The organism is Campylobacter ureolyticus, from assembly GCF_027277485.1.
GTDB classification, from domain to species: domain Bacteria; phylum Campylobacterota; class Campylobacteria; order Campylobacterales; family Campylobacteraceae; genus Campylobacter_B; species Campylobacter_B ureolyticus_B.
The window spans coordinates 96937-108420 of the sequence record NZ_JAPXGQ010000008.1; the positions used below are offsets into that span (position 1 = coordinate 96937).

General features: G+C 29.7%; 12 protein-coding genes. 3 read left to right on the plus strand and 9 right to left on the minus strand.

The features are described 5' to 3' along the window. Positions 1-258: 258 nt before the first annotated feature. Positions 259-1845 carry a primase-helicase family protein gene (locus O6B72_RS05975; protein ID WP_269492544.1) on the plus strand — a complete coding sequence of 529 codons (1587 nt, stop codon included), beginning with the start codon at positions 259-261 and terminating at the stop codon, positions 1843-1845. A gap of 123 nt (positions 1846-1968) precedes the next feature. On the opposite strand, the gene O6B72_RS05980 is transcribed toward O6B72_RS05975, so the two are convergent. From O6B72_RS05980 to O6B72_RS05990, 3 genes are read right to left on the minus strand one after another with little or no spacing between them, the layout of a single operon-like run. Then, positions 1969-3201, minus strand: a complete 1233-nt coding sequence (locus O6B72_RS05980; protein WP_269492546.1) for an ATP-binding cassette domain-containing protein — start codon at positions 3199-3201, stop codon at positions 1969-1971. Positions 3202-3203: 2 nt separating this feature from the next. Continuing rightward, a complete protein-coding gene (locus O6B72_RS05985) occupies positions 3204-4223 on the minus strand; it encodes an excinuclease ABC subunit UvrA (RefSeq protein WP_269492548.1) in 1020 nt (339 codons plus the stop codon). Further along, positions 4216-4644 carry a MarR family winged helix-turn-helix transcriptional regulator gene (locus O6B72_RS05990; RefSeq protein ID WP_269492550.1) on the minus strand — a complete coding sequence of 143 codons (429 nt, stop codon included), beginning with the start codon at positions 4642-4644 and terminating at the stop codon, positions 4216-4218. Before O6B72_RS05990 ends, O6B72_RS05985 begins: the two co-directional genes overlap by 8 nt. Positions 4645-5353: 709 nt before the next feature. Here O6B72_RS05990 and O6B72_RS06000 point away from each other — a divergent pair. After that, positions 5354-5704, plus strand: a complete 351-nt coding sequence (locus O6B72_RS06000; protein ID WP_269492555.1) for a plasmid mobilization protein — start codon at positions 5354-5356, stop codon at positions 5702-5704. 1 nt (position 5705) lies between these two features. Beyond that, positions 5706-6926, plus strand: a complete 1221-nt coding sequence (locus O6B72_RS06005) for a relaxase/mobilization nuclease domain-containing protein (protein WP_462898179.1) — start codon at positions 5706-5708, stop codon at positions 6924-6926. Positions 6927-7110: 184 nt separating this feature from the next. On the opposite strand, the gene O6B72_RS06010 is transcribed toward O6B72_RS06005, so the two are convergent. The 6 genes from O6B72_RS06010 to O6B72_RS06030 form a co-directional block, all read right to left on the minus strand. After that, complete coding sequence (locus O6B72_RS06010) at positions 7111-7440, minus strand: hypothetical protein (RefSeq protein WP_000359188.1); 330 nt, start codon at positions 7438-7440, stop codon at positions 7111-7113. 649 nt (positions 7441-8089) lie between these two features. Further along, entirely contained in the window at positions 8090-8473 is a 384-nt protein-coding gene (locus O6B72_RS06015) for a hypothetical protein (protein WP_001027813.1), read from the minus strand. A 15-nt stretch (positions 8474-8488) separates the two neighbouring features. After that, a complete protein-coding gene (locus O6B72_RS06020; protein WP_000039974.1) occupies positions 8489-9178 on the minus strand; it encodes a hypothetical protein in 690 nt (229 codons plus the stop codon). Positions 9179-9602: 424 nt separating this feature from the next. After that, positions 9603-10334, minus strand: a complete 732-nt coding sequence (gene erm(A), locus O6B72_RS06025) for a 23S rRNA (adenine(2058)-N(6))-methyltransferase Erm(A) (protein ID WP_000810833.1) — start codon at positions 10332-10334, stop codon at positions 9603-9605. A gap of 57 nt (positions 10335-10391) precedes the next feature. After that, positions 10392-10517: an erythromycin resistance leader peptide gene (locus tag O6B72_RS09580; protein ID WP_415271061.1), complete on the minus strand. Its 126-nt coding sequence runs from the start codon at positions 10515-10517 to the stop codon at positions 10392-10394. Between the two features lie 404 nt (positions 10518-10921). Next, positions 10922-11401: a Csac_0668 family 2Fe-2S cluster-binding (seleno)protein gene (locus tag O6B72_RS06030; protein WP_269492552.1), complete on the minus strand. Its 480-nt coding sequence runs from the start codon at positions 11399-11401 to the stop codon at positions 10922-10924. Positions 11402-11484: the final 83 nt, after the last annotated feature.

Consider the following 11484-nt stretch of genomic DNA (forward strand, 5'->3'; position numbering starts at 1 on the left):
TACGTGGTGTGCGTGGTGGCAACCCCATTTTAAGGGCATAGTGTGGTGTGCATTCAGGTTACATACGGTGGCACTCGGTTACAAAGGAGTAAATGCCCTTAAAATGGTATTTTCATACTTTAAGAAAACTTTGACAAAAGGAGGAAAAAGTGTAAAATTTTGAATTTTAAGGCTAAAATAATAGCATAGTTAAATAGTATGTGTTTTTAAGTTTCACGCTTAATTTTTTAAAATAAACCTATTAAAAAAGGAAATAAAATGAGTAAAAACTATAAATTACCTGAAAGTTTAATTAAAGAAGGGGTGGCCGCCTTAAAAACCACCCCTAAAAACAACACTGATATTTTAACAAAAATAGCTGAAATAGACCTAAATTTGCCTATTATATCGAGAAAATTTGGATATTTTTTCGATAATTCTATTTCAAAGTTTGTTCAATATGATTTTATTAAAAACAGTGTTAATGTTGTAGATTTTGTCCAAATTATGAGGGACATCACTTCCGATAGTGAAATGAAGGCTGCACTGGTTGAATTTGACGCAAAAACAGAGCGATATGTGCCTATATCTAGATCAAAAATAAGAGAGGATAAACAATATATTGGGTCAGCGAGATTTTTATTTGATCCATTCTCAAATGAAAAAATAAAATTCAACCAAAACAATGAATATGAAATAAATCTATATGAAAAATCAAGCTTCTATAAAAAATACGAATCAAAAAGTATAAAAAAACTAGATAAACACCCAAATATAGACCTTTTGTTAGGAAATCTGTTTCCGGAAAAAGACGACCTTGAGTATTTTCTCAATTGGTTTGCTTACATTTTACAAAAGCGACAAAAAACAGGCACAGCAATCCTACTTTACGGGATTCAAGGCACAGGGAAGGGGGTATTTTTTGAGGAAATCGTAAGGTATGCATTCGGCCAAAAAAATACAATGACTTTGTATCAACAGAATTTGGATTCAAAATTCACCCCACGAGGCATAGAAAACACACTGCTTGCTTGTTGTAATGAGGTAAAGGTAGATCATCGAAAGGATTCAAATTCGAGTTCGGAGCGACTCAAGTCTTGGATCACAGACCCATTCTATTCAATCGAACAAAAATACCAAGATTGTAGAGATGCCCCTAACTATACGAATTTCATTTTTTTTAGTAACTCCGACACACCCTTGCAAATTCAGCAAACGGATAGGCGATTCAATGTGTTTCAGACAAGTGATACCAGCCTAAAGGAAATATGTGAAAGTAACGAAATGACCACAGCAGGATTGGTTGAGGCAATTCACAATGAGCGAGATAGTTTTTTGCAAAAAATAATGGAACTAGAGGTAGATGAGGAAAAAGCTCGTAGATGCCTCGAAAGTGTCCAAAAAAGGGCAATTCAAAAAGCAACCACATCGAAATTAGAAAACTTAATAAACGATTTAAAGAATTTAACAAATCCTAATGTAATATCTACTTTTAAAGACGATTTCATTGAAATAGCGAACCTGATTATTGAGAATAACTATGACGAGGAAAGACCCTCAAAAGAGTACATTGCACTCTGGAATTTGGGAAACAAAATAGGATTTGATGTAAAGAATACACAAATAACAGAAATAGCAGAATCTTTGACTAAAACTATCACAAATGACATATACAATCATCAGGGGATTCGTGCATCAATCTTGCCTTTTTTGTATCAAGTTTTTGTCAGAAGCGATGAAACCTCGCAAACTATTTTTGTCAATTTAGGGAAATTTTTTGACACTGCGATAACCGTGAGGGAAGATGGAAAAAACATAAAAATGAGAAAATTTTTAAATTTTACACTCAAGGTTTTACCATTTTAAATTCTAAAAATAGGAGAATTTTTTCTCCTATTTTATCTGTTTTCATTTACTTTCATTTATCTTTTATTTACATCACTCATTATTAATAAATCTATTTCTTTTATACTAAGAGAGTACCTTAGTTTAATAAATCTCCACAAACTTTATTAAATTCTTAGAAGTATAAGATTCTGTGCATCTAATAAAATCTATTGGGTAACCCTGAAATAATAATTTCCCTCCAAGATTACCTCCTTTAGGACCCAGATCTATTATCCAATTTGCTTGACTTATTACTGATAAATTATGCTCTATAATTATTAACGTATTACCAACTCTTACCAAATCATGAACTAGGTCCATTAACTTATCAATATCTGCTTCATGAAGTCCTGTTGTTGGTTCATCTAGGATAATGATTCCCTCTATTTTTTTATTAAGCATTTGAGCAATTTTTAATCTTTGAAGTTCTCCTCCTGAATAAGTATCTAAGGTCTGTCCAAGTTTAATATATGACAAATTTGATTTCATTAGGGAATTTAAAACTAAACTTATTTTGGAATTATCAAAAAATATTTCTTTAGCATCTTTGACTGACAAATCAAATATCTCACTAATATCTTTACCTTTATATTTATACGAAAGAGTTTTATCATTAAATCCCTTACCACCACACTTTTCACATATGTGTTCAGAGTCTCCCAAATAAGCTAAATCAAGGCTTATCGTTCCTTTTCCCTTACATTCCGGGCAAGCACCTTTTCCTCTTACTGAAAAGAGATTTTTATTCACTTTATTTTCTCTTGCAAAGAGTTTCTTGACTTCATCATATATATTTAAATAAGTGATAATATTTGACCGACTCGATGCCTGTGGCAGATTCTGGTCTAAAACAATAGACTCTGGATATTTACTTGTAAAGATTTCTCTTATTAAGGTACTTTTACCTGAACCTGCAAGACCAGTTACAAGGGTTATCGCATTTTCAGGAATTTTCACCGATATATTCTTTATGTTATTTTTCGACACATTTTCTAAAGTATAATATCCTTTGAAATTTTTTCTACTCTTATTAATTTGATGATCTTTTGTAAATGCTTTAGCAGTTATAGTATTGGATTTTAATAAGTCTTTGTAAGAACCCTGAAAGGTAACCTTACCACCATCTGCTCCTGCGCCTTCTCCAAAATTTATAATTTCATCTGAGCATTTTATCATGTCTTGGTCATGATCGACAAACAAAACAGAATTCCCTTTATCTTTTAGACCCTTAAAAATATTTGTTATTCCCTTAATATCTTCTGGATGAAGACCTACGCTTGGTTCATCAAAAATATAGAGAACATCTGATAGTGAGCTGTTAAGATATTTAACCATTTTTATTCTTTGAGATTCACCACCAGATAGGGTTTTGTTCCTTGATTTACTTTTAAATAATCTAAGCCAACAAGGAAAAGGCTGGTTAACTTTTCTTTCAATGCTTTTATAATCTCATTAACTTTATCTTCTTTAATGCCATCTATAAACTCATACAAACTACTAATATCCATATTAGAACAGTCTGCAATGGACTTATCCTTTATCTTGGCACTTAGAACTTCATTGTTAAGTCTTGCTCCATGACATACTGGACAAGTCTTTGTTATTAAAATCCTTTTTAAATCTTCTTGATATTGAGGATCTTGACCATTGACAAAAGTCTCCATAATACGAGGAATAATTCCATAATACTTAGCTGTCTTATGCCAGTTCTTACTAGGATTTTTAGGCTTAATTTTTGGCGAATTTAAAAGCATGTCTAATTCTTCTTTAGTATAATCAGATAATTTTTTATCATTATCAAAATAGCCTGATTCTGTATAACGGGTTAATCTCCATCCTCCATTTTGAAATGTAGGAAATTTTATGGCATTGTCATTTAAGGATTTATTAACATCAATTAATCTATTGATATCTATTTCTCGAATAACACCTAATCCTTGGCAATTTTTACACATTCCTTCAGGATTGTTAAAGGAATACTTCATAGAATATCCGATGAAAGGTTTAGCAAGTCTTGAATAAAGTAATCTCAAGTCTGAATATATATCGGTAACTGTCCCAACTGTTGACCTTGAATTTCCACTAATCCTCCTTTGATCAATAACTAAAGAAACTGGAAGATTAGATATCGAATCAACATCTGGCTTTTTATATTTAGAAAGTAAGTTTTGAACATATGCGGAATATGTTTCATTCAATAGTCGTTGAGACTCTGCTGCAATCGTATCAAATACGAATGAAGATTTTCCTGAGCCAGAAACTCCAGTAACACCAACAATTCGATGCTTAGGAATTTTTATAGTAATATTTTTTAAGTTGTTTGTTCTAGCCTTTTCTACATAAATGAAATCATTCATCTTTCTCTAGTCTCTTTTTTCTCAATTCATTAGATAGTATATTTGATAGTCGTATAAAGTCTTTTTGCTCTTCTTTTGTAAAAGATTTAGACGCAATTTCAAAAATAGAAGTATGTTTTTTTGCTATGTCCTCAAGAAGTTTGTTTCCTGCATTAGTAAGTGTAGTATATAGCTCTCTGCCATCTAATTTATTAGGAAATTGTGCAATATATCCCTTAGATTTTAGACCTTTTAAAGCTTTTGATAGTTTTGTTCTTGATATTTCTAAAATAATACTTAAATCTGAGGGTAATATTTTTTCTAGTTTTTTTATCTGACTTAATATATCATATTGTAACCACGATATATTTTTGGGATTGACTGAATTCCTTTCTGCCACCATTTCACATTGTAGTTCCATAATTGCTCTTTTTAAATCCATAAATTCACCTCAAAGTAATTTCTATATAGAAATTATACCACTTTTGAAATTATTTTAAACTATTTCCAGTATCATTCTGGTAACAATTATCTATCATTTACTGTTCTATCTTGTTTTATTTGTTCTTTTTTGCCTAAAATATACTTTATGCTCAAGTTATTTATAGACAAAAAAATAAAGGCAGTTATAAGAATGTCGATATTTATCTCTCTGCCCCTTTGCTATGGTCTTTCCTTATTTGACTTAGCTTTGGCATCTGTCTTAAAGTTTTTTATTTGCCCTAATATGGACTTTTTATCCCTATCTTGACTCTTTACTTGTTCTTTTGCTTTTAAGAGCTTAGAAGACAAAAAGAGATATTATATTAAAACAATATTTCTCCGGTACTGGGATTGGGACGGGACTAAAAATTTGAAAACGTCCTATAATTAGGTGGATTTAATGGTACTCTGAAAAATAGAACCTAGTATTTTGAATGGTTTGGGATATATCGGACGTTTGGAAAAGAAGAATGGAAATAGTTACAAAAATTTATAAAATGGCTTGATTGCAAGCTATAAAGAAAATGTAAAATAGCTACTGGTACTCAAATGGTACTAGAAGCTAAAAAGAATAAACTGAATGATAGTTCCAAGTGGTTTGTATTTGGATAAAAAATTAGACTGTAACTTAGTTGTTATGGTCTTTTATATTTTAAAAATATCTCTTTATAAAAAATTCAAAAAATCAACTAAAAATATATTTAACAGATGAAGAAAAAGAAATTTTTGAAAAGAAAATGAAACTTGCAAATTGCAAAACTATGTCTCACTTTCTTAGAAAATGCGTATTGGAAAAAGAAATTTATGTAGTAGATTTAGAACCATTTAGAAATCTCCAATGGCTACCTTCAAATGCAACAAATAACATAAACAAGATTGCAAAAGCTACTAATACAACTGGTGTTATTTACAAGAATGAAATTGAATCTATGAATAATCAGATAGAAAATTTATCAAGAGAAATATGGCAGATCCATTCCCTACTTTTAAATAAATCAAAAGAAAATTCTGGTGATTAGTATGGCAATTACAAAAATACATCCTATAAAATCAACTCTAAATTTGGCAATAGATTACATTACTAAGAGCGAAAAAACTGATGAAAAAATCTTAGTATCTTCATTCAAATGTCATCCATCTACTGCCCATATTCAGTTTATAAAAACACGAGAAGACAATGATACTAAAGGTACAGTTTTGGCTAGACATTTAATCCAATCTTTTCTACCAGGAGAGGTTGATCCTGTAAAAGCTCACGAAATTGGAATGGAATTATGTAAGAAAATTTTAAAAGAAAATTATGAATTTGTTCTTGCAACTCATGTAGATAGAGGGCATATCCATAACCATATTATTTTTAATAATGTTAATTACAAGACTGGTAAATGCTACCAATCTAACAAAAAAACTTACCATAAAATTAGGTATCAAAGTGACGAATTATGTAAAGAAAATAAGCTTACAGTCATTGATGAATACTATGAAGCTTACAAAAGAAAATATAAAACTGCTGGTAAGTCTTGGTACGAATATGACCAAAATAAGAAAGGAAATTCTTGGAAGTCTAAACTGCAATTTGATATAGATAGAATGATTAATAAGTCTAAAACGTGGGAAGAGTTTTTAGAAAATATGAAGTCTCTTGATTATGAAATTAAGTTTTGTAAACACATTGCTTTTCGTCATAAAGATAAGCAAAGATTTACAAGATCGAAGACTATCGGAGAAGATTATACTGAAGAAAAAATCAAAGAAAGAATAGATTTAGCTATCAAAAATAAAGCTAATCCTATTAAAAAACGAGTAGGAAATGTTATTGATATATCTACTAATGAAAAAGCACAATCCTCTAAAGGTTACGAAGTTTGGGCAAGAAAACACAATATCAAAACAATGGCTGATTCAATAATTAAACTTAGAGAACAAGGAATTAATTCAATCACTCAACTAGATGATCTAATCAAAAAATCTGCTGATGATAGACAAGACTTGTTGGATAAAATAAAGAAGATTGAAACTGAAATGAAGAGTTTATCTCAAGATATGGAAAATATAAATACTATAAATAAGTATCGTGAAATCTATAAATACCATAAGAAAAATCCTGAAGACAAGCAATTTGTAGATGAGTATTATATCGAACTTTCTATTTATAAAATAGCTACTAATGAAATTTTAGAAATCTATAAAATATTACCAAACATAAAAGAAATATTAATCAGACTCGATAAGTTGCAATAAAAAAGAATACCCTTATGCAAGAGCATTCTTTGAATAAAGAAGAATTTTCTGACCTTTTTCAGTATAGGAAAAACTATGAAAATCACTTATGGGAAGGAAGTGGAGAGATAAAATGCTATAAGCAGATAAACTTATATCTTTTTAAGATTATTTACAAAATTTTACTCTAAGCTTATTATATTACTTAAGGAGATCCTACTAGATGACCTACGAACATTGTTATAGGAAGTAATAAAATCAAAAGGATATTTAATGCCATAAACAACTTATCCTTTTCCTTTACCCCATATACTAAACCTATTAGTCCAATAATTGGCAGAAAAACATTAATGTGAAATTTATAATAATCTTTATGAATTTCATGAGCATCTATATAATTACTTGATTTGATTTTTATTTCACATCCACCATTAAATTTACAAACAACTTCATAAATACCATCACTGGAAAAATTTAATGGATATTCAACATTTTCATCATGATTTATAACTCCAATATATGCCAATTTATCCATTATTATCCACCATAAAATTTACTACTATATCTTTTAAGAGACATTTTAAAAATAAAGAAGGTTAACAAAAACAAAAATGTTCTTGATAGTAGTAGTTTTATATAATCATGTTGTAGTAAACTTAAAACTTTTATAGTCATCGGAAATGTAATATATCCACTATTAACTACTAAAAGTACCATTAATAAAATGTAATAGTTTATATAAGTAAACAAATCCTTTTTTAATAGTAATAAAATAGATAGAACTATATAACTTGCAGATAGAATTTCTAAAATTGTTAATACATTAAACTTAATACTAATTAAATACACTTCACCTGTTATAAAATAATTAATTCCTTGAAAAAAAATTTGTCCCAAAATATAAAATATTAATTCAGTCCCCAAAATAATATAAAATATCTTTCTAATATTCTTTTTCTCGTTAATTGAATATATTACCATATAGTCTTTCTGTATACATATAAACTTTTCATTTATTACATTTAATACAAAAATAGGCACCAAGAATATTAAAAATACTTGATGAGTCAAAAGACGAAATAAGGAGTTACTCTAGCACTTTTATTGTTTTTTATTACTTCCATTGCATATTCTTCTCCATCTAGTTCATCTAATTCTTTAGTTGCTACTGCCATTTTCTCAGTTTAATATAGATCCTTGCCTAGCTTATCAAAATCGCTGAAGTTATTTATAAGGCTATAGCAATGCAAGTTGAAACTTAGGCTTACTAAATCTGCCATTGTATTAGGTTCTTCTGTAAAGGTCGCAGCACAAAACTTTTCTATTTCCCTTGGACTGAACCCATCAAATCTTTTCATTAAATAGTTTAGTTCATCTATATTTACATTTTTATCAGCCAGTATATTTGAAAATCTTTCATCCCTACTGCCTTCTATATAACAGTTTGACCTTGTACTCATTTCTATTCCTAATTCATTGCATACCTCTTGTAGTTTATCTTCCTCCATTGGAATCCATATGGTTTTTCTTTTATCATCATCCCTTGATTTTTTAATAGTTATATTCAATCTTTTTCCTCCATTCTATTTATTAATTAAAAATAACTCTGTCCCGTATCTATTGATTAAGGCAGAGTTAATTATTGATTTAAATATATAGTCATCTATTAATTCCCTATCTGCTAGCTCATTGATTCTTATACACTCCTTTCCAGTTGATAGGGTCTTTGCAGTTTGGTATAAGGCATAGCCATTGGTATCTATATCCCGAAGACATATTTGTTTTAAGCCAAACTTAACATTTAAAATATGATTTTCAGAAACCTTCCATAGATTTTCATCGGCAGTAAGTAAAAATAGGATAGCAATAAATCTTGGGGATATATCATGAATATCTAGATCTTGGTTTCGAAGAAAATTATAGAATCTTTCTTTGTGGTTATGATTTAAAAAGATTTCCCCCTTGAAATTATTTGCTAGACTTTCTAATCTTTCCTTTAAATAATAATTATTTATCTTTCCAAAGCACTCTCTGACTAGATCCTTATATCTACATCTATCCACATTGATTTTGAAGTTTGAACCAATGTGTCCACACTCCTTACAATCATCATCAACATTAATCACACCAATCTTGCAATCTCCATCACCCCCTTGGCAATTAAAATAATTATTGATGATTATTCCATTTCCTCTTGGCTGGAAATTTGGAACCATAACCATCAATTGCTCTATTCCTTCCAAGGATGTACCATACATAAATAATTTTGACATTGTTCCCAATCCTTTCTTTCTATTTTTAAGCATAAAAAAATGACGAAGTTTATTGGTCTTTAGTTGACCTAAACTTCGCCACCATATTCTCGATATTTAATCTTGATTTATATACAAATAGATGTATTAGAATATCAGATATTCTAATACATCTATTTGCTACATTTCAAATTCCTTTAAATATTATTTCTTCATTAATTAGTTGCACATATACCTACTATATCAATAAATTTTGAGTTATCATTGACTATATTAGTTGCTATTATCAGAATAGTCGTCGATAACTATATTTTCGTGCAAATATGCAAATAAGTAAAATGATAGTTATGTTATATCATAATAATTGAAAATAATAGAATGCATTTTTCAATGTAATAAGATTAAGCGTTCTCTTAAAGTTAGAGAACGCTTAATTATTTTTAATTTATTGAAATAATTTGTAACTATTGAAAACAGACAAAAATTGTTCATTGGATAATTTATCAAGATCAGTAACATTCGCATGCTTCAGCACCTGTCTTAATTGATTTTTAGTAAAAAGAACATGATATTCCCTGTTTACCCATTTATAAACGAAAAATCTATACTTTTTGTAGTCCTTCTTTAAAATAAATGGTTTATGCCTTTCAAGTACAATCAATACAGAATCTACATTAGGCTTAGGGTGAAAATATGCTCGTGGCACTTTTTTAAGAATTTTTATATCCATTTCCACCATTAACAGCAAACCTAAAGCTCGTTGGGTATTTTGCAACCTTTTAGCAAATCCCCTCTCTACAATAAGGTAGCTATATTTCGCTTGACTATCAAAAGCAATCTTTTTTACAATATCAGTACTAATATTGTAGGGAATATTACCAAATATTTTATAGTCTGTATTTTTAGGAAAGCTAAACTTCAAAATATCCTCATGAATAACTTTTATATTCTGAAAAGGTTCAACTGCTTTTTTCGTGGCATGACATAAACCTTCATCAATCTCTATAGCATTCACCCGTTGACTCATTTCCACAAGTTCCTTGGTAAAATGTCCTTTTCCTGACCCAATTTCTATTATTTTATCTTGTTTATTGATATTCGTATATTTTAATATTTCCTTTACATGCTTTTTAGATGTAATGAAATTTTGCGTATTTTTCGGGTTTTTCTGTTTCATTATAACCTTCTCCTTGCCGGTTATAATGAACTAATCTTAAGAGCTCATTATAACCAATTATTTTTGGTTTAGTTGATAATTAAATTTCTCAATAACAAATATAGAAAACATACCCATACCTTTACCTCCTTTAATTTTTTTCATTATAAATGAGATAAAGTAATATCTACTACTGCAATACATGTACACATATTTAACTCCTCCTTATGCAACTGATTATATCACTTTTAATTTCTCTATTCAATAAAGTTCTGTGCTAATCTACCTCACCCTATGGATTTTTAATCCCGAAACATCAAATGTCATCTGTCAAATGCCCTATTTAAAAGGGTCAAAAAACGGTATTTTTTAGCCTGTTTTTGACCCGATTTTCGTACTCAAACCACTACATGTTGTGGTTGACTCCTATTATTCCTTGTCCAAACCACAATACGTCATCAGAATTGCTGCTTCAACGTGTGTCGAGTTGCCTTGATAGCTATCAAAACTGCATTCTCAACCCCTATGGTTATGGGGAACATATCCACGCTCGTAGATGGAAACATATCAAAGATTGGCTCTCGTTTGTAGGAACATATCGACTGTAATTATTTCATTTTCAAGCCTTTATCGATAGCTTCCTGAATAATCTTATGACAACAAACTCCCAACGGATTGTTTTCTTTACAATTAGAATTTTTCATTGCCCCAGTGATGGCATTTACTTCTTTTACGGATTTCGCGCCATGCTTTACAACTGCTTCAATTACCTGATTTTCTGTGACTTCGCTACAATAACAAGCATACTTAGGATCTGCATCTTTCTTAAACCAGATAGGAACTCTAACTTGGTCTTTCAAGAATTTTATTTCATTATCTAAGTTATAGTAAACAACGTCGCAGTCCTCGTTCATGCAAATCTTATATTGATCTCCGTTAACAGCATTACGATAATCATCTACCACTAGATGTTCAACAGTTACTTTACTAACGGAAATCCCTTCATTATTACATAAAGGACAATTGTCTTTAATTTGATCCGGCTTTTCTGTTTTGCATCCACAACAACATTCATTATTAATCTTCATATTCTTAGCCTCCATATTTTCATTATAATTTCTTTTTTAAACTAGGTAAAACCAATTTCATATACTTGTCATTTATTAATAGC

Coding starts and splice junctions, on each gene's coding strand:
- O6B72_RS05975 (WP_269492544.1), top strand. CDS start 259: ATGAGTAAAAACTATAAATTACCTGAAAGTTTAATTAAAGAAGGGGTG.
- O6B72_RS05980 (WP_269492546.1), bottom strand. CDS start 3,201: ATGGTTAAATATCTTAACAGCTCACTATCAGATGTTCTCTATATTTTT.
- O6B72_RS05985 (WP_269492548.1), bottom strand. CDS start 4,223: ATGAATGATTTCATTTATGTAGAAAAGGCTAGAACAAACAACTTAAAA.
- O6B72_RS05990 (WP_269492550.1), bottom strand. CDS start 4,644: ATGGATTTAAAAAGAGCAATTATGGAACTACAATGTGAAATGGTGGCA.
- O6B72_RS06005 (WP_462898179.1), top strand. CDS start 5,706: ATGGCAATTACAAAAATACATCCTATAAAATCAACTCTAAATTTGGCA.
- O6B72_RS06010 (WP_000359188.1), bottom strand. CDS start 7,440: ATGGATAAATTGGCATATATTGGAGTTATAAATCATGATGAAAATGTT.
- O6B72_RS06020 (WP_000039974.1), bottom strand. CDS start 9,178: ATGTCAAAATTATTTATGTATGGTACATCCTTGGAAGGAATAGAGCAA.
- O6B72_RS09580 (WP_415271061.1), bottom strand. CDS start 10,517: ATGTATTGCAGTAGTAGATATTACTTTATCTCATTTATAATGAAAAAA.
- O6B72_RS06030 (WP_269492552.1), bottom strand. CDS start 11,401: ATGAAGATTAATAATGAATGTTGTTGTGGATGCAAAACAGAAAAGCCG.